Below are 17,550 nucleotides of genomic sequence, written 5' to 3'. Positions count from 1 at the left end.
TGCCCTTACGGCTCGATCACGTGAATCGCGATGCCCGCTGCGCGGCGCTGCGCCGTCGGCACGCCCGCGCCAAGCGACACGCCGCCGCTGCGCCCGTATGAGCCGCCGCCGACGCCGAGGCTCACGGGCGGCGCCACGGTGTCGACGCCGAGCAGCAGCACGCCGTTCGCCCCGAGCGCAGCCGCTTCACTGCGCAGCCGCTCGATCGCGGCATTGGTCTGGCCCTGCGTGCCGAAGCCGATCGCGCTCGAGGCGTCGAGCCGCGCGATTTCCTCGTAGCGCTTCGGCGCCACCTGATAGACCTGCACCTGCGACGCGGTGATCGCCGGGCGCGCGCTGCCCAGCATGACTTTGTGGGTGCTCGCGCAGGCGGCCAGCATTAGCGCGCACGCGGCGGCGAGGGCAAGGGGTCGAAACGGATTCATGGGCGTGGCTCCTGCAATCACATCCGACGCTAGCCACGGGCGCGGCAACGCGGCGTGCACGCAAGGCCGCGAAGCCGAGCCGCAGGTGAACGCGTTCGCATTGACCGCCCGAGCCGCCCCCTTGCACGATGCGGGCTCGACCGTGGAGAGCCGCGCATGGACCGCCGCCGTTTCCTCGCCGCGAGCGCGGCCGCCACAAGCGCGCCGTGGCTTGGCGGTGCACCGCTCCCGGTCGCGCACGCCGCGCCCGCACACGCGCCGAGCAGCGCATCGACACGCGTCGATTTCACGACCGACGGGCTCGCGCTCGATCCGCGCGAATACGCCGCGGTGTTGCACGAGATGTCGATCGAAGCGCCGCTCGAGGCCGACGGCTACTCCCGCGGCGGCCTCGTCGCCGAGCTCGAGCGCACCTTCGCGCAGCGGCTCGGCAAGCCCGCGGCACTGTTCGTGCCGACCGGCACGCTCGCGAACCTGCTCGCGGTGCGCGCGCTCGCCGGCACCTCTCGGCGCGTGCTCGTGCAGCTCGACAGTCACCTCTACAACGACAGCGGCGACGGCGCGGCCACGCTCGCCGGCCTGACGCTGCTGCCGGTCGCCGGGCGCGACGGCGGGCTGACGCGCGACGACTTGGCGCCGTGGCTGGATCGCTCGGCGAGCGGCCGCGTCGCGACGCCGGTGGGGGCGTTGTCGATCGAGAACCCGGTGCGCCGCGACAACCACCGCATGCTCGATGTCGACGAGCTCGTGCGCATCAGCGAACTCGCGCGCGAACGCGGCGTGCGCCTGCACCTTGACGGTGCGCGGCTGTTCAACCTGCCGCAGCACTCGAAGCGCAGCGTGCGCGGACACGCGGCTTTGTTCGACACCGTGTACGTCTCCTTGTGGAAGAACTTCAACGCTGCGTCGGGTGCGGTCCTCGCCGGCCCGACTGAAGTGATCGACGGCCTGCACCATGCGCGGCGCATGTTCGGCGGCGCGCTGCCGCAGGCGTGGCCGCAGATCGCGCCCGTGCGGCGGTTTCTTGATCGCTACGAGTACGACTACGCGCGTGCGTGGGCCACGGCCGAGCGCGTGTTCGAGCGCCTGCAGGCCGATGCGCGGTTCCGCGTCACGCGCCTGCCGAACGGCACCAGCCGCGTGTTCGTCGACGTCGCGGGCGTCGACCCCGACGCGTTCGCCGCGCGCCTGGACGCGGCCGGCCTCGCGCTCGCGCCGCCGTTGCCCGATACGACGCGGTTCTGGCTGCAGATCAACCCGACCTGGCTGCGGCGCACGCCCGACGCGATCGCGGCGGTGATGCTGGAGGCGGCTGCGGCGTAGGCGGCTCAGCCAAGGCGATGCGTGGCGAGCGACAGTGGCGATGCCGAGCGATCGGGTTGCTGCGGGTTGCCGTGAGTTACGGCGTGGTCACCGGCGCTCGTGAGAGCACGGTTAGCCTGCCGCGACCGATGCGGGCAGACGCCGAGTGACGACGGGCCGGTGCTGAACACGGAGTGCGTGTCGCCCGGTCGGTCCTGCCTACCCTTGCAGCGGACCCCGTCGTTACGTGAGGTCGCATGGCAGCCGTCGCGCAGCGGCAGGCGGTCGCCAGTGGGCTCATCCCGGACGATCGCAAACATACGAGCGGGCGTGAGGGTGCGTTCCGACCCGCCGGCACGCGGCGGGCGTTTGCGCGCACGATCGACGGCTCTGATCGAGACTTCCGCGTGTGGCCGTGGCGCCCCGCCGCAAAGCGGTGGGCGTTCGCGGCTGCGCGATCGTCCAGTGGACGATCGGAAACCCCCCGACACTGCGTGAGGATGCGTCCTCCCTCGCCGAACAGCCGCGGGCCTTCGCGACGGCGCGAACGTCCGCTGGACGTTCGCAAACCCCTCACCACGTCAGGATGCGTCCCGGCCCGCCGCACAGCGGCGGTCGTTCTCGAGCGCGTGATCGTCTCCGGACGATCGCAAACGCGCTCGCTCACCCCATGCCCCCGTTGATTCCGATGACCTGGCCGTTGACGTAGCCGGCCGCGTCCGAACACAGAAAGCCCACAAGCGCGGCAACCTCGTCGGGCCGGCCCGCGCGGCCGGCCGGCACCATCTGCTTGATCACCTCCGGCGCGAACGCACCGTCGGCCATGCGCCCTTCGATGACCCCAGGCGCGACGACATTCACCGTGATCCCGCGCGAGGCCATCTCGCGCGCGAGCGAGCGGCTCGCGCCGTGCAGCGCGGCCTTTGCGGCGGCGTAATTCGTCTGGCCGCGGTTGCCGAGCACGGCGGCGACCGACGACACGCTCACGATGCGGCCCCAGCGTGTGCGCGCCATCGGCAGCAGCAGCGGCTGGGTGACGTGGAAAAAGCCGTGCAGCGACACGTCGATGACGCGCGTCCACTGCTCACGCGACATGCCGGCCATCGGCGCATCGTCGTGGATGCCGGCGTTGTTGACGACGATCTGGATTGGGCCGGCTTCGAGCAGCGTCGCGAGCGCAGCCGAGGCGACGTCCGCATCGGCCACGTCGAACGCAATGGCCTGCGCGCGCCCGCCGGCCTCGGTGATGCGCGCGACGACCTCGTCGGCCCGCGCGCGGTTTGCGTTCGCATGCACGATGACGTCGAAGCCGTCGGCGGCGAGCCGCATGCAGATCGCCTCGCCGAGGTCGCCGCTGCCGCCGGTGACGAGGGCGCGGCGGGAAGTCGTGGCGGTCATCGAGGTGCCTCGTGCAGATGGGCCGCTGATTGTCACCAAGCGCGGGGCAGCGCGCACGCGAGCTCGGTGTAGCGATCCCTCGACGACCCCGCACTGACGGTCAGGCGGCGACTTTCCGTCTTCGCGTGTGCGATTCGATCAACCGGCCGCGTGCAACACCGCGGCGCGGCCTTCGGCGATCAGCGCACCGGCGTGCGAAATCGAAAACGCGTACTGCGCGCCGCCGTCACTTTCGACAAGCACGCGGGCTTCGCATTCGATCGCGCCCGGCAGATCATCGATGCGCGCGACGTGCAGCACGACGCCGCGGAGCGCGACGAGCAGGCCGGGCTTCGCGACCGCGCCGGCCTCGCTCGCGCGCAGCCCACCGTGCACGGCCATCGCCTGCGCCCCGTATTCGCACAGGTGCACCGCGGACAGGCGGCCGTCGCGGCGCAGCGGATGCGCCGCGTCGCGGTGGTTCATCGCGTGCAGCCGGATCGACTGCGCATCCCACGCGCGTACGGCGTCCCACAGGCACATTGCACCCGCATGCGGCACCAGCGCTTCGATGCCGGCGCGATCAAGTACGACGTCGTTCGTTGTCGTGGTCATGGCGCGGCCTCCAGCGCGCGAGGCGCCGGCCGCACGATCAGCAGCGCGAGCACGAAGTTGCACAGCACGCCGAGCGCAACGGTGCCGCCGATCGCGCGCAACACCGGGATCGACGACAGCGCGAGCACCGAGAACACGAGCAGCGTGGTGAGGCTGCACACGACGATGGCATGCAGCGCGCGCAATTGCTCATCGCGTGCGTCGCCGGCGTGGTCGAAGAACAGCGCGTAATCAAGGCCGAGGCCGGCCGCGAGGATCAGTGCGACGAGATGGAACAGGTTGAGCTCGACGCCGGCCAGGCGCAGCACCGCGAGGATCCCGATCGTCGTCAGCGCCATCGGCGCGAGCACGCGCAACACGCGGCGTGCATCGCGCAACGACACCCACACCGTGAGCGCGAGCAACACGGACGCGAGCGCGAGCGCCGTTAGCACGCGCGTGCGGTATTCGGCGACGAGCGATTCCGACGCGGCCTTGAGGTCGAGCAGCGTGGCGCCGTGCGCGGTCGCGATCTGCTCGATCGCGGCGACGTCCTGGATACCGGTCAGCGAGACGAGCGCGGTTGCGCCGCCGTCGCGCTCGACGAGCAGGCCTTCGATCGCCTGCGCCAGTGGCGTGCCGGCGAGTGCCTGCGGCGTGAGCGGCGTTGCCGTGCGTGCACGCTCGACGTCCTCGAGGAACGGCTCGAACGCATCGCGCTGGAACGGGCTGGCGGCGACGGCGCGCGCAAGCATCGGCGCGAGGGCATCGCGCGTGGGCAATTGCGCCTGGCGTGCGCGCTGCGTCGCGATGCTCGGCAGGTAGCGCGATGCGAGGTCGAAGCCGCCGAGCGCGCCGCGCTTTTGCGCGGCATCGAGTGCGGGCCGCAGCCGTTCGGACGTCTGCAGCGCGGCTTCGACCGATGCGCTCTGCACGACGATGACGTAGCGCACGTCGGGCGCGCCGAGCTGTTCGCGCAGACGCGCATCGCGCGCGAGCAACTCGGCCGGCGCCGGCGTGAGCCGGGAGAGGTCGTTCTGCCAGAACGCGCCCGGCGCGAGTGCGGCGATCGCAACGGCCACGGCGGCGAGCGCGAGCCCGTGCACGACGCGGATGCGCGGCCAGCGCTGCGCGCGCGCCCACAGCCGCTGGACGCGCGGCATCGTCGCCACGTCCGGAAACGCGCCACGCCCATCGACATCAAGCAGCGCCGGCAGCACGAAGCGCGTGGCGAGCGCGGCGGTCGCCAGGCCGACGATCGTGAACACCGCGAGCTGACGCAGGCCCTCGACGCCGGCGACGAAAAACGTGAGATAGGCGATGCACGTCGACGCCACGCCGGTGCCGAGCGTGCGCCACAGCGCGCGTGCGTTGTCGCGCGGCGGCAGGCCCGGGCGCTGATGACTGAACAGGTGGATCGGATAGTCCTGCGCGACGCCGATGAGCGTGAACCCAAACGCGATCGTGATGCCATGCACCGCATCGGAGCTCAGCGCGACGGCGCCGAGGCCGGCCAGCCCGCCGCTCGCAAGCGGCAACGCGCCGAGCAGCGGCGCACGCCAGCTGCGGTACGCGAGCCACAGGATCAGCACGAACACGACGCTGTCGATCGAGCCGATCAGGCTCGCCTCACGCTGCGTGCGCGCGCCGATCTCCACCGAGAACGCGCCGGGGCCGCCGAGTTCGAGTGTCGACGCGCTCGTACCGCGCACGCGCTCGAATGCGTCGCGCAGCGCCTGCACCGCCTCGCCCTGCCCGGTCGGATCGAAGCCGGCCGCGCGCGTCTGCACGAGCAGCAGCGCGCGGCGGCCGTCGCGATCGAACCACACGCCGTGGCGGAGTTCGGGTTGATGCGCGGGCTGCCAGCTTTCGGCGAGCACCAGGGTCTCGAGCGTCGGGTCGCTCGGCAGCAGCGGCTCGACGAGCGACGCGGCCGGCGAGCCGAGGTCCTGCACGCGCAGCGCGAGTGCTTCGTTGAGCGCGGCCCGATCGAGCGGCGCGGCATCGAACGTCGGGGTGAGCAGGTAGCGGTATGCGCGCAGCGATTCGGGGATGACATCGAGCCCGAGGCCGGCGCCGTTCGCAACATGTGCAAAGCGCGGATCGGCCTGCAGCGCCTGGCGCAGCGCATCGGACTGGGCGGCCAGCGTTTCGGCGGGCGCACCGTCGAGCCCGACGAGCAGCAGCCGCGCGCCGGGGCCTTCGCCGAGCTCGTCGATGAGCAGCCGCTGCGCCGGCGTGCGCGGCTCGGGCATGAAGCGGCGCAGGTCGCCCGTCACCTCGAGCGTGCGGCCGATCCCGAGCCCGGCGAGCGCAAGCAGCGCCAGCCAGGCGAACGCGAGCGCGATGCGGCGCGCGGAGCCGCTCAAGCGTCGCGGCCGTAGCACAGTGCCGCGAACGCGCCGGGGCGGACCTGGGCGGGCAGCTTCGACGCGGCCTGCGCGGCGCCGGCGAGCAGCGTGCGCTGCAGCGGCTGCTTCGGCGCCTTCGTTTCGATGCAGCGCAGTTCCGCGCCGCGGCCGAGCAGCGTGATCGAGGTCAGCTTGCCGGCCAGCCCCGGGTCACGCGGCGTCAGCACGAGCGACCAGCGCTCGCGCGCGCCGTCGGCCTGAATGCGGTAGTGCCGCTCGAGGCGGGGGCGGTCGCCGGCCAGCAGCGCGCCGAAGCTCGCCTGCAGCGCGACCAGCTCGGGCGCGCGCGACAGTGCAAAGCGACGCGGCGCCTGCTTCTCGCGGGCGATCACGACGTTGCCACCGGTGCCGCCGGTCGCACCGGTGACGGTCGTCGTCTCGCGGTACGGGGTGCGCACATCACGCACGAGCGTGTCGGCATCGGGCCGGCGGTACTCGCCCTCGATGCGCAGCGGCGCCTTGAGCAGCGACGAGCCGCGCAGCTCGACGAACGGCGTCGTCATCGGCACCGGCCGCGCAAGACGGCTCAGGATCCAGCCGGCGTCGACGGCGGGCGCCTTGGCGGGCGCGGCATCAGCCGCCGTGAGCGGCAGCGTCGCGACGAGCAGCGCGCACGCGAGGCGGCGAAGGAGAAGCGTCATCGGCATGCCAGAAGTCAAAGAAGTTGAACCAGTTGTACGGCGCGCGCCGCGCATGGTGCTCGAGCCGCGCCGCGTAGCGCTGCACGCACTCGTGCAGCAGCGCCTGACGATGCTGCCGGTCGGCGGCAAGGCCGTCGCTGAACGGCTCGAACGACAGCTCATACGCGCGCCCGCCGCGGTACAGCCCGAACGCGAGCGAGACCGGCGTGCCGAGCATCGTCGCGATCACCCATGGGGCCACGGGGAAACGTGCGTGGCCGCCGAGAAACGGCGCTTCGATCGCGCTCTCGCCCGCGCGCGCGCGATCGACGAGCAGCGCGACGAGCGCGCCTTCGTCGGCGGCCTGCTTGATCGCAAGCACGATCGACGGCCCGTCTTGGCCGGCGTCGATCACGCTGCGCGCGATCTCGGGGTTGAGCGCATCGAGCAGCTGCGTGATCGCCGGGTTGTGACCCTTGTCGAGCACGACGCGCACTTTGACGTCGGGCCGTTCGCGCGCGAGCACGCGCAGCACATCGAAGCTGCCGAGGTGCGAGCCGAACAGCAGCACGCCGCGGCCGAGGTCGATCTGCGCGTGCAGCGACTCGAGGCCGTGGATGTCGACGTCGAAACGGCGCAGGCGACCGCTGAGCAGGAACACGCGGTCGAGGATCGTCGAGGCGAACGTGTGGATGTGGCGCATGACGTCGCCGGCATGCGGGCGTCGGTCGAGCACGCGCGCGAGGTAGGCGCGCGACGCGCGGCGTTCGGGCCCGCGCTTGAGGAAGAAATACAGCGTGATCGGCCACAGCAGCGGGCGGGCCACGCCGCGGCCGCCGTAGCGCGCGATCGATCGGATCATCCACAGCGCGAACCGCCCGCCGCCTTCGGGGCGCCGGGTCCAGTCGCCGCCCACGGCGTCCTTGCCGCTGCCGCTCATGGCGCGGCCTCGGCGACGATCTCGCCGCTTGCGAGCAGCGTGTCGCCGCGCTGCACGCGGAACCGCCAGCGCGGCGCGTCGACGGCGTGTTCGAGTGCGATGTCGGCGGCCTCGCCCGGCAGCAACGGCTGCATGAATTTCACCTGCGGCAGGCGCAGCGCGGGCAGCGTGCCGTGCTGGGCTTCGATGGCCGCGAGCACGGCGTCGAGGATCACCACGCCCGGCACGAGCGGGCGGCCGGGAAAGTGGCCGGGCAGGCAGGGGTGGTCGGGCGGGACGACGAAACGCATCGGAAGCTCGGTCGAAAGTGCGTCGCGCTCGCCGCCAGGCCCGGTCGGGCTGCAAACGAGCGCGCCGCCGATGGGCGTGCGCACGGCGTGCAACTTCAGGCCGGCCGCGGCGGCGCGGTGATGTGAAGAGCGTAGCAGGCCGATCGCGCCGGCCCGGGCCATTGGGCCCTCAGCGCATGAGGCCGGCCCAGAAAGGCGGACCGAGTTCACGCATGCGCCGCAGCAGCGCACGCGGCGCATGGCGGCGGCGGTCGGGCAGCAGCTTGCGGCGCAGCAGCCATTCGGCCGCGAAGAACACCGCGACCGCGCCGTAGTTGAGCAGGTTCGCCCACCACGACCAGGCCTGTTCCGACACCGTCCACGGCGGCGTGTGCCCGAGGCGCACGAGCAGGCCGTGCGGCTCGGCGATGAGCGCGAGCGCCGCATTCGCGACCGTGAGCACGGCGAGCATCACCGCCCAGGCGCCGGTCAGCGTGCGCGTGTAGCGCTGCTGCGCGAGCGGCATTGCGGCGGTGTCGCCGTCGTATTCGAGCGCGGCGGCGAGCCGCGTGATCAGCGGCTCGCGCGGCGGGTGCAGCGTGCGCGCGAACACCCAGGCGATCCAGCCCGTGAACAGCACCGGCGGCGCGAGCAGCGCCATCGACGGCCACGGCGTATCCAGTCCGGCGACGAGCGCGGCGAACGACGCAACCAGCGCGATCCACGCCCAGGCGCGGCGCTGCGCAAGCGGCTCGAGGAGCACCAGCAACGCGAGGTCGGCAAGCGCGAGGCTCGCCGCGAACGCACCGCCGCCATGGCTCGCCCAGTGCGCGAGCAGCGGGTACGCCGCAAGCAGCGCGATCGACGCGGCGGCGGGCGGCGTCATGGGCGGCAGACGGGTGGCGTCGGGCCGCTCAGGCGGCGACGCGGTGCTGCTCGATGTGCGCCGACAGCGAGCGCAGCGAGCCGAAGATGCGGCGGTTCTCGTCGCTGTCGCTGCGCAGCTGGAAGCCGTAGCGCTTGCTGATCGCAAGCGCGAGTTCGAGCGCGTCGATCGAGTCCAGGCCAAGCCCGTCGCCGAACAGCGGCGCCTCCGGGTCGATGCCGGCCGGCTCCACGCCCTCGAGGTTCAGGCTCTCGACCAGCAACTGGGCGAGCTCGGCTTCGGCGGGGGTTTGGGCGGACATCGGGAAGCCTCGGACTGCAATGCGGACGGCGGGGTGCGAACGATCCGGCATCGCGCCTGCGTGCGCAACCGGCGCCGGCGTGCGCACGGCTATCATGGCGTGATGACTTCAGTGTTGACCGCGCCGGGCGATTGCGCCGCCGGCATGCCCGCATGAGCGCGGCGCTCTCCCTCCACGCACCGCGCCTGCGCATCGATTACGACCCGCGCACGCCCGAAGCGCTGCTCGATGACGCCCACGTGCTGGCCGCGATCGGCTTCGGCGATGGCGCGAACGTGCACGACGACCCGCGCTGGCTGCGCGTGCGCCTGCCCCCGCACGGGCCGGCGCCGGTCGAGGTGTGGCGCAGCGATCGCCCGGTCGAGCGCGGCCGTGACGGCGACGTGGCCTGGGCGCACGACGGCGCGCTGCAGTTCGGCGCGGTCGAAATCGAGGAGCCCGCGGGCGACGACGCGCTCGGCGTCGCGGCGCAGGTCGCGTACCACCGCCTGCTCGCGTTCACTGCCGCGCGCGGCTACCCGCACCTGCTGCGCGTGTGGAACTACCTCGACGCGATCACCGACGGCGACGGCGACAGCGAGCGCTACAAGCGCTTCTGCCTCGGCCGCGGGCGCGGGCTTGGCGCCGCGATCGACGGCCCGCTGCCGGCTGCGACCGCGATCGGCCGCCCGCGTGCTGCGGGGCCCGGCGCGCGTCTTCAGGTGTACTGGCTCGCCGCGCGCACGCCCGGCACGCCGATCGAAAACCCGCGCCAGCTCAGCGCCTACCGCTACCCGCGCCAGTACGGCCCGCAGCCGCCGAGCTTCGCCCGCGCGATGCTCGCGCCTGGCGACCTCCCGTTGCTGTTGTCGGGCACTGCATCGATCGTCGGCCACGAGTCGCTGCATGCCGATTGCGTGCGCGCGCAGATCGGCGAAACGCTCGCGAATTTCGACAGCCTCATCGCCGCCGCACGCGTGCACCGCCCTGACCTGCCGCCGCGCTTTGGTGCCGGTTCGCGCTTGAAGGTCTACGTGCGCGATGCGGCCGACTTCGATGCAGTCGCCGCCGCGCTCGACGGAACGCTCGATCCCGCGGTGCCGCGCATCGTGCTGCACGCGGCCGTGTGCCGGCGCGAGCTGCGCGTGGAGATCGACGGCACGCATGCCTGAGGTCGGGCGGCCGCCCTCGGCACGGCCGCGTTAAGCTGGAGCGAATACACCACGGAGGCACGTCATGGGGCTCATCAGCCTGCTGTGGGGCATCGTCGCGATGCTCTGGATGGTCGTCGCACTCATCCCGTTTCTGGGCTGGGGTAACTGGTTTCTGATTCCGTTCGCCGCGATCGGCGCCGTGATTGCCGCGATCGGCATCGCCACGAGCCGGCCCGGCCAACGCGGCCGCGCCAAGACCGGCCTCGCGCTCAACGGCGTCGTCATCGTCGTGGCGATCCTGCGGCTCGGCATCGGCGGTGGGGTGATCTGACGGTCCGAGCTTCGGGCCGTGCGCGGAGCCCGCTCCGGGCCCGGCCTGAAGCCCCGGCCCGGAGCGGTGCGGCGGCCCGCGTGGCGCCGCGTGCGCAACGAGGCAAATCGCGCCGACGCATCAGCCGGCAGCCATGGGGTCCGCGGGCGTCGCACGTGCATGGCCGGCGCCGGGCCGCGCTGCGAGCAGCGCCTGCGTGTGCGCGTGCTGCGGTGATTGCAGCACGTCGGCCGTTGTGCCGGTTTCGACGATGCGGCCGGCTTCGAGCACGGCGATGCGCTCGCACACGGCCGCCGCCGCGGCGAGATCGTGCGTCACGAACAATAGCGCGAGCCCGCGCTCGGCCTTGAGCCCCGCGAGCAGCGCGAGGATCGCCGCGCGGTGGTGCGCGTCGAGCGCGGAGACCGCCTCGTCGCACACGAGCAGCGCCGGATCGGTGGCCAGTGCGCGCGCAATTGCGATGCGCTGTCGCTGGCCGCCCGAGAACGCATGCGGGTACCGCTCAAGCGCATCGGCGTCGAGGCCGACTGCACGCAGTAGCTCGGCCGCGCGTGCACGCCGCGACGCTGCATCGCCGCGGCCGTGGATGCGCAGTGGTTCAGCGACGATGTCGACGACGCGCAGGCGTGGGTCGAGCGACGCGTACGGGTCCTGGAACACCATGCCGGTGCGCGCGCGCCATGCCCGCAACGCCTGCGGCGACAGCGCGGCCAGATCGACCGGCGTGTCGCCTTCGACCCACTGCACGCGGCCATGCGCGCCGCGCAGCAACCGCAGCAGGGCGCGGCCGAGCGTGCTCTTGCCGCTGCCACTTTCGCCGACGAGCGCGAGGCCTTCGCCGCGGCGCAGTTCGATCGATACGTCTTCGAGTGCGTCGCGCGGCGCACGCGGGTAGCGCACGCGCAGCCCGTCGGCCTGCAGCAGCGGCGCCGCGTCCTTGCGTGCGGGCGGCGCGGCTGCGAGCGTGTCGGCCTCGAGCAGTTCGCGCGTGTATGCATGCGCGGGCTGGGCGAACACGCGTGCGGCGTCGCCGCGCTCGACGACTGCGCCGCGCTGCAGCACGAGCAGGCGCTGCGCGTAGGCTCCGACGAGCGGGAGGTCGTGGCTCACGAGCAGCACGCCCAAGCCTTCTTCACGACGCAGCGTATCGATCAGGTCGAGCACGCCGCGGGCGATGCGCGCATCGAGCGCGGACGTCGGCTCGTCGGCAATCAGCACGCGCGGGCGCAGCGCGAGCGCGAGCGCGATCGAGATGCGCTGGCGCTGCCCGCCCGAGAACTGGTGCGGGTAGCGCGCGAGCGCGGCCGCGGGATCCGGCAGTTCGACGCGTTCGAGCAGGGCCTGGGCCTGGTCACGTGCGGCCTTGCGGTCGAGCCCGTGCGCGACGCGCAGCGTTTCGACGAGTTGCGCGCCGACGGTGCGCAGTGGATGCAGTGACGCAAGCGGGTCCTGCGGCACCCACGCGAGCGTGCGGCCGCGCAGCGCGGCGTGCGCGCGTGAGCCGAGCGCCACGTCGTTGCCGTCGAGCTTCAGCGCGCCCTGCGCCTGCAGCGCGGGCGGGAGCAGGCCGAGCAAGGCCAAGGTCGTCAGGCTCTTGCCGCTGCCGCTTTCGCCGACCAGGCCAAGGCACTCGCCCGCCTGCAGTTCGAGATCAAGCGGGCCGAGCAGCGTGCCCGTGCCCGTATCGACGCGCAGGCCGCGTGCAGTGAGCAGCGCGCTCACGCCGCCGCGCTCTCGCGTGGGCGCTGCACGTCGAGCCAGTCGCGCAGGCCGTCGCCGAGGAACTGGAACAGCGCGAGCGTCGCGACGAGGAAGCCGGCCGGAAACAGCAGCGTCCACGGCGCGGCATCGAGTTCCTGCACGCCCTCGGCGAGCAGCGTGCCCCAGCTTGCGGCCGGCTCGTCAACCGACAGGCCGAGAAAGCCAAGGAAGCTTTCGACGAGGATCGCCTGCGGCAGGATCAGCCCGAGGTAGACGAACGCGAGCGGCAGCAGGTGCGGCAGCACGTGCCAGCGCAGCCGCTGGTCGAAGCGTGCGCCGGCCGCGTGCGCGGCGAGCACGAACGGCGCCTCGCGCAGCCGCGCGGCCTCGGCGCGCATCACGCGCGCAAGATCGACCCACACGTAGCCGCCGATTGCGAGCAGCAGCAGCGTGAGCGAACGCTCGAACAGCGTGAGCAGCAGGATCACGACGAGCAGGAACGGAATCGCGCTCAGCACGTCGAGCACGCGCACCATCGCGCGCTCGACGCGGCCGCCGGCGAGCCCGGCGATCGCGCCGAACGTGAGCCCGAGCCCAAGCGCGACGATGCTCGACAGCAGCCCCACGGTGAGCGAGAGCCGGCCGCCGGCCAGCGTGCGCGCGAGCACGTCGCGGCCGATCGCGTCGGTGCCGAGCCAATGCCCGGCCGCGCCCGGCGCGACCGACAGCGCATCCCAGTCCGGCGCATGCGGGTCGAGGCCGACGAGCGGCGGCCCGAACGCGCACAGGGCGGCCAGCACGCCGAGGCCGGCAAGGCAGAGGCGGGCGATCGGCGGCAGGCGGGACATGAGCATTGACGGATTGTCGCGCAGGCGGCCGGCGTTCGAACCGCGCCCGGCCTGCAAACGCCTCGGACGTCCAGCGGCACGGTCGCTGGCGGGCCGGTCCGAAGTGCACGCCGCCAGCGCGGAGAGCCGTGGTCGAGCCGTGGCTACTGTTCGACCTGCGCCCGTGCTGGGCCTGCGCGTCAGCTGCGACGCGCTCGGTGCCTTACGCCTGCTCGGCAACCTCAACGCGCTCGATGTTCCCACGCATCAGCGGGCGACGCACAGCGTCGCGACGGCTGCAAACGGAACGGCCAGACCCGTCGCGGGACACCGCATCGGTCGGCGGGTCGGTTGCGCGCCCTGTTTGCCGGCCGCGAGCGTGCTCCGGACATGCAGAACGGCTCGGCCACGCGACACGACGCACAAGCGCGCGGCCGCGGCTGCCGGACATCGGCCCGGCCCCGCCACAAAAAGGCCGAAGCACGTCCGGTAGTCACAGGCACGCCGCCCGTAGAATGCCCGCCATGAGCTTTCCCTTCGTACGCCCGCGGCGGATGCGCCGCGACGAGTTCTCGCGCCGCCTCATGCGCGAGACGGTCCTCACCGCGAATGACCTGATCTACCCGGTGTTCGTGCACGAGCTCGAAGGCCGCGCGTCGGTCGGCTCGATGCCCGGCATCGAGCGCGTGTCGGTCGACGAGCTGCTGCGCATTGCCGAGCAGGCGAGCGAGTTGCGCGTTCCCGCGCTCGCGTTGTTCCCGGTCACCGCGCCCGAGGCGAAGTCGCTCGACGCGGCGGCCGCATGGGACGACGACGGCCTCGTGCAGCGCGCGGTGCGCGCGCTCAAGCAACGTTTCCCCGAGCTCGGCGTGATCACCGACGTCGCGCTCGATCCGTACACCTCGCACGGCCAGGACGGGCTCGTCGACGCGAACGGCTACGTCGTCAACGACGAGACCGTCGAAGCGCTGGTCAAGCAGGCGCTGAGCCATGCGCGCGCGGGCGCCGACGTCGTCGCGCCGAGCGACATGATGGACGGGCGCATCGGCGAGATCCGCAATGCGCTCGAGCGCGACGGCCACGTGCACACGCGCATCCTCGGCTACAGCGCGAAGTACGCGAGCAGCTTCTATGGCCCGTTCCGCGACGCGGTCGGCAGCGCGGGCGCGCTCGGCAAGGGCAACAAGTACACCTACCAGATGGACCCCGCGAACTCCGACGAGGCGCTGCGCGAAGTCGGGCTCGATCTCGACGAGGGCGCCGACATGGTCATGGTTAAGCCGGGCCTGCCGTATCTGGACATCGTGCGCCGGGTGAAGGAGACGTTCGGCGCGCCGACGTTCGTGTACCAGGTCAGCGGCGAGTACGCGATGCTCAAGGCCGCCGCGATGAACGGCTGGCTCGACGAGCGCGCCTGCGCACTCGAAGCGCTGACGAGCATCAAGCGCGCGGGCGCGGACGGCGTGCTGACGTACTTCGCGCTCGATGCGGCCCGCTGGCTGCGCGAGGCGGGCTGAGCGAGCGCGCGTGCAACCCGCCAGGCCACCATTCCCCAGCCGCGGCGTGCGGATGCACGCCGGCGGCGTGCGACCGCCGGTCAGCGCCGTCCACGAACCTGCAGCCGGGCCCTCGCGCCGTGCTGCCGGGCGCATGCGGGCGATGCGGCGGATCCACTGCCGCGGCAGCGTGCAACGGCCCGCCGGCGGTGCCTGTGCGCTGACCCACCCCGCGGGTCAGCTTCCCGACGCGCCGCCGCGTCGCGTGCCCGGGCGCTGCTCGGCCATGCATCCAATCGGCAGCAGGCGCACCGCGGGCGCGCCCACGCATGCTTAGCACCGTGATGCGTCGCTACGCGGTCTTCGGCCACCCGATTGCTCACTCACGCTCCCCGCGCATCCACGCGGCGTTCGGCGCGCAGTGCGGCATCGAACTCGACTACACCGCGATCGACGCACCGCCCGAGTCGTTCGTTGATGCGGTCGACGCATTCGAGCGTAACGGCGGCTGCGGCGCGAACGTCACGCTGCCGCACAAGCCCGCCGCGGCGGCGCTGTGTCGCGAGGTCAGCGAGCGGGCGCGGCGTGCGGGCGCGGTCAACACGCTGATCCGGGTCGACGGCGCCTGGCACGGTGACAACACCGATGGCATCGGTCTCGTGCGGGACCTGACGCAGCGGCACGGCATCGCACTCGAAGGCGCGCGCGTGCTGCTGCTCGGCGCCGGGGGCGCGGCCGCCGGCGTCGCGCCGGCGCTGCTCGATGCCGGCATCGCACGCCTGGCGATCAGCAACCGCAGCTTCGAGCGCGCGCAGGCACTCGCGCTGCGGCTCGGCATCAACGACGGCGAGCAGCGCCTGCACCTGTGGGGCTGGGACGCGCTCGTCGAGGCGGCCGCGCGGCTGCCGGACGCGCCGCGCGCGTCGGCGGCCCGTGCGGGTTACCCGGAATTCGACCTCGTCATCAACAGCACCGCGGCCGCGCGCACGGTGGACCCGGTGGCGTGGCCACTGCCGTTTGACGACGCCGCACCGTGGACCGCCGTCGACCTCGGCTACGGCGAGGCCGCACGGCCGTTTCTCGATGCGGCGCGCGATGCCGGCGCGGCGCGCGGCATCGACGGCCTCGGCATGCTCGTCGAACAGGCGGCCGAGAGCTTCTTGCGCTGGCACGGCGTGCGTCCGGACACCGACCCCGTCTACGCGATGCTGCGCGCGGGCGACGGCGCCTGAGCGGTGGCGGTCGACCGGCTGCGGATCGCGCGCCGGTGGCTTGGCGGTCGCGATGGCAGCCCGCGCGAAGCGCGACGCGGCGCTCGTCACCACCGGCGGCGGCGGCCTAGGCTTGCGCCACCCATGAACACACCCGACGCCTTCGCAGCCGCCAACACGCCCTGCCGCAACGGCTGCGCCGCGTGCTGCATCGCGCCGTCGATCAGCTCGCCGATCCCGGGCATGCCGCACGGCAAGCCGGCGGGGATCCCATGCGTGCAGCTCGACGACGAGTGGCGCTGCCGACTGTTTGGCGACCCCGCGCGGCCGGCGGTGTGCGCCTCACTGCGACCGACGCCGTCGATGTGCGGCGCCTCGCGCGAGCACGCGCTTGCGCATCTGGCCTCGCTCGAGGACGCGACACGGCCGGACTGATCGGGATCGACGGATTCATCCGGGCCCGTTCAGCCAGAGTCGTGCAGCCGGACGCGTCCGGCCGTTGGCGTCGACCGAGTTGGATCAGCTCGTCGATGCCAGCGCGAGCAGCCCGAACGCGGCGGCGTTCTGCATCGCATGCGGGAGCGCCGCGGCAGCAAACGCATGCCGGTACGAGCGCGGCCGCCACGCCAGGTAGGCGTACGAAAACACGAAGAACGCCCACACCGTCCCGAAGAACCACATCGGCGCCACCGCGCCGTGCAGCCCGCCCCACAGCAGCGCGGACACCGCGGCGACGCGCACCGGCGAGGCGATCACGCGCGCCAGCCCCCACAGCAGCGCCGACAGCAGCAGCGTTTCGACCACGGGCGCGAACACGACGAGCCCGGCGAGATCGACCCAGCCCACCGACCACTCGGGCATGCCGTCGGTGGGCGATTCGATGCCGAACGCTCGCGCGATCGCATCGGCCGAGCCGGCGAGCACCATTGATCCCGCGAGCGACACGACGCCCGCGATCAGCGCATACGCGACCAGGCCGCGACACGGAGGCGGCGTCGCGACCGCGTCGCTCACGCGCCGATGCCCAGGTACCGGTCCTTGAGCCGCACGTAGTGCTGGGCGCTGTAGTGCAGGCCTTCGATCTCCGCGTCGCTGAGCACGCGCACTTTCTTCGCCGGGTTGCCGAGCCACAGCTCGCCCTCACCGACGACCTTGCCCGGCGCGACGAGCGCGCCCGCGCCGATGAACGCGTGTGTTTTGACCACTACGCCGTCGAGCAGGATCGCGCCCATGCCGATCAGCACCGTGTCCTCGATGCGGCAGGCATGCACGATCGCCTTGTGGCCGATCGTCACATCACTGCCGATCACGGTTGCATAGCCGCCGAGCTTCGCGTGGGGGCCGTCGTGGCTCACGTGGATCACGGTGCCATCCTGCACGTTCGTGCGCGCGCCGATCTCGATCGTGTTGACGTCGCCGCGCACCACGCACGCGGGCCAGATCGACACGTCGTCGGCGAGCGTCACACGGCCGATCACGGTCGCGGCGGGGTCGATGTAGACGCGCGCACCGAGCGCGGGGACGGTGTCGAGGTAGGGGCGGATGTTCATGAGCGAATTGTAGGCGGCCGCATGCGCTCCATCGCGCCGCGCGCGCGATTCGCCACGCCGTGCGCAGCGCATCGGGGTGCGCTGCTGATGTGGAACTTTGATTCGATCGCAGCTGGCGCGTTGCAGCGGCCAGCCGCGCACAGCCGTCCAGCGCGACGGCCTGGGACGCTGCATGG

General features: G+C 72.6%; 19 protein-coding genes. 6 read left to right on the top strand and 13 right to left on the bottom strand.

All coding sequences use genetic code 11. From position 1 onward, the window contains the following. Window positions 1–5 precede the first annotated feature (5 nt). Window positions 6–425 carry a hypothetical protein gene (locus IE075_RS09945; RefSeq protein ID WP_189456036.1) on the bottom strand — a complete coding sequence of 140 codons (420 nt, stop codon included), beginning with the start codon at window positions 423–425 and terminating at the stop codon, window positions 6–8. A gap of 156 nt (window positions 426–581) precedes the next feature. On the opposite strand from IE075_RS09945, the gene IE075_RS09940 reads away from it, so the two are divergent. Further along, entirely contained in the window at window positions 582–1,748 is a 1,167-nt protein-coding gene (locus IE075_RS09940; protein ID WP_189456034.1) for a threonine aldolase family protein, read from the top strand. 642 nt (window positions 1,749–2,390) lie between these two features. Here the strand turns inward: IE075_RS09940 and fabG are convergent. The 8 genes from fabG to IE075_RS09900 all read right to left on the bottom strand — a co-directional run bounded on the left by fabG (window position 2,391) and on the right by IE075_RS09900 (window position 9,125). Next, the gene (gene fabG, locus IE075_RS09935) at window positions 2,391–3,125 is read right to left on the bottom strand and encodes a 3-oxoacyl-ACP reductase FabG (RefSeq protein ID WP_189456032.1); all 735 of its coding nucleotides are present in this window, start codon (window positions 3,123–3,125) and stop codon (window positions 2,391–2,393) included. A 138-nt stretch (window positions 3,126–3,263) separates the two neighbouring features. After that, complete coding sequence (locus tag IE075_RS09930) at window positions 3,264–3,719, bottom strand: hotdog family protein (RefSeq protein ID WP_189456030.1); 456 nt, start codon at window positions 3,717–3,719, stop codon at window positions 3,264–3,266. Further along, the gene (locus tag IE075_RS09925; RefSeq protein ID WP_189456028.1) at window positions 3,716–6,067 is read right to left on the bottom strand and encodes an MMPL family transporter; all 2,352 of its coding nucleotides are present in this window, start codon (window positions 6,065–6,067) and stop codon (window positions 3,716–3,718) included. Before IE075_RS09925 ends, IE075_RS09930 begins: the two co-directional genes overlap by 4 nt. Beyond that, window positions 6,064–6,750, bottom strand: a complete 687-nt coding sequence (locus tag IE075_RS09920; protein WP_229792452.1) for a LolA-related protein — start codon at window positions 6,748–6,750, stop codon at window positions 6,064–6,066. Before IE075_RS09920 ends, IE075_RS09925 begins: the two co-directional genes overlap by 4 nt. Next, window positions 6,683–7,645: a lysophospholipid acyltransferase family protein gene (locus tag IE075_RS09915; protein WP_189456649.1), complete on the bottom strand. Its 963-nt coding sequence runs from the start codon at window positions 7,643–7,645 to the stop codon at window positions 6,683–6,685. Before IE075_RS09915 ends, IE075_RS09920 begins: the two co-directional genes overlap by 68 nt. Before the next feature lie 20 nt (window positions 7,646–7,665). Next, window positions 7,666–7,959, bottom strand: a complete 294-nt coding sequence (locus IE075_RS09910; protein WP_189456647.1) for a beta-hydroxyacyl-ACP dehydratase — start codon at window positions 7,957–7,959, stop codon at window positions 7,666–7,668. A 169-nt stretch (window positions 7,960–8,128) separates the two neighbouring features. Beyond that, on the bottom strand, window positions 8,129–8,824 hold the full coding sequence (locus tag IE075_RS09905; protein WP_189456027.1) for a COG4648 family protein: 696 nt from the start codon (window positions 8,822–8,824) through the stop codon (window positions 8,129–8,131). A gap of 28 nt (window positions 8,825–8,852) precedes the next feature. Further along, on the bottom strand, window positions 8,853–9,125 hold the full coding sequence (locus IE075_RS09900; RefSeq protein ID WP_189456025.1) for a phosphopantetheine-binding protein: 273 nt from the start codon (window positions 9,123–9,125) through the stop codon (window positions 8,853–8,855). Window positions 9,126–9,277: 152 nt separating this feature from the next. Here IE075_RS09900 and IE075_RS09895 point away from each other — a divergent pair, with 152 nt between their 5' ends. Together IE075_RS09895 and IE075_RS09890 are read left to right on the top strand one after the other, a co-directional pair. After that, window positions 9,278–10,276: a chorismate transformation FkbO/Hyg5 family protein gene (locus IE075_RS09895; protein ID WP_189456023.1), complete on the top strand. Its 999-nt coding sequence runs from the start codon at window positions 9,278–9,280 to the stop codon at window positions 10,274–10,276. Window positions 10,277–10,340: 64 nt separating this feature from the next. Next, window positions 10,341–10,589, top strand: coding sequence for a hypothetical protein (locus IE075_RS09890; RefSeq protein WP_189456020.1), 249 nt, complete (start codon window positions 10,341–10,343; stop codon window positions 10,587–10,589). A 120-nt stretch (window positions 10,590–10,709) separates the two neighbouring features. On the opposite strand, the gene IE075_RS09885 is transcribed toward IE075_RS09890, so the two are convergent. Next, window positions 10,710–12,311: a dipeptide ABC transporter ATP-binding protein gene (locus tag IE075_RS09885; RefSeq protein ID WP_189456019.1), complete on the bottom strand. Its 1,602-nt coding sequence runs from the start codon at window positions 12,309–12,311 to the stop codon at window positions 10,710–10,712. Next, window positions 12,308–13,144 (bottom strand): ABC transporter permease, encoded by an 837-nt coding sequence (locus IE075_RS09880; protein ID WP_189456017.1) that lies wholly within the window; start codon window positions 13,142–13,144, stop codon window positions 12,308–12,310. Before IE075_RS09880 ends, IE075_RS09885 begins: the two co-directional genes overlap by 4 nt. A 497-nt stretch (window positions 13,145–13,641) precedes the next feature. Between IE075_RS09880 and hemB the strand changes: the two genes are divergently transcribed. The 3 genes from hemB to IE075_RS09865 all read left to right on the top strand — a co-directional run bounded on the left by hemB (window position 13,642) and on the right by IE075_RS09865 (window position 16,259). Then, on the top strand, window positions 13,642–14,634 hold the full coding sequence (gene hemB, locus IE075_RS09875; RefSeq protein WP_189456015.1) for a porphobilinogen synthase: 993 nt from the start codon (window positions 13,642–13,644) through the stop codon (window positions 14,632–14,634). Window positions 14,635–14,942: 308 nt separating this feature from the next. Continuing rightward, entirely contained in the window at window positions 14,943–15,845 is a 903-nt protein-coding gene (gene aroE / locus IE075_RS09870) for a shikimate dehydrogenase (RefSeq protein WP_229792451.1), read from the top strand. 123 nt (window positions 15,846–15,968) lie between these two features. Continuing rightward, entirely contained in the window at window positions 15,969–16,259 is a 291-nt protein-coding gene (locus IE075_RS09865) for a YkgJ family cysteine cluster protein (RefSeq protein WP_189456012.1), read from the top strand. 84 nt (window positions 16,260–16,343) lie between these two features. Here the strand turns inward: IE075_RS09865 and IE075_RS09860 are convergent, their stop codons facing one another. Further along, a complete protein-coding gene (locus tag IE075_RS09860; RefSeq protein ID WP_229792450.1) occupies window positions 16,344–16,838 on the bottom strand; it encodes a CPBP family glutamic-type intramembrane protease in 495 nt (164 codons plus the stop codon). Further along, a complete protein-coding gene (locus IE075_RS09855; RefSeq protein ID WP_189456010.1) occupies window positions 16,835–17,374 on the bottom strand; it encodes a gamma carbonic anhydrase family protein in 540 nt (179 codons plus the stop codon). Before IE075_RS09855 ends, IE075_RS09860 begins: the two co-directional genes overlap by 4 nt. Window positions 17,375–17,550: the final 176 nt, after the last annotated feature.

The organism is Cognatilysobacter bugurensis, assembly GCF_014652095.1.
GTDB lineage: Bacteria > Pseudomonadota > Gammaproteobacteria > Xanthomonadales > Xanthomonadaceae > Cognatilysobacter > Cognatilysobacter bugurensis.
The sequence above is the reverse complement of the archived record's forward strand: the minus strand, read 5'-3'. Positions and strand labels throughout refer to the sequence as shown.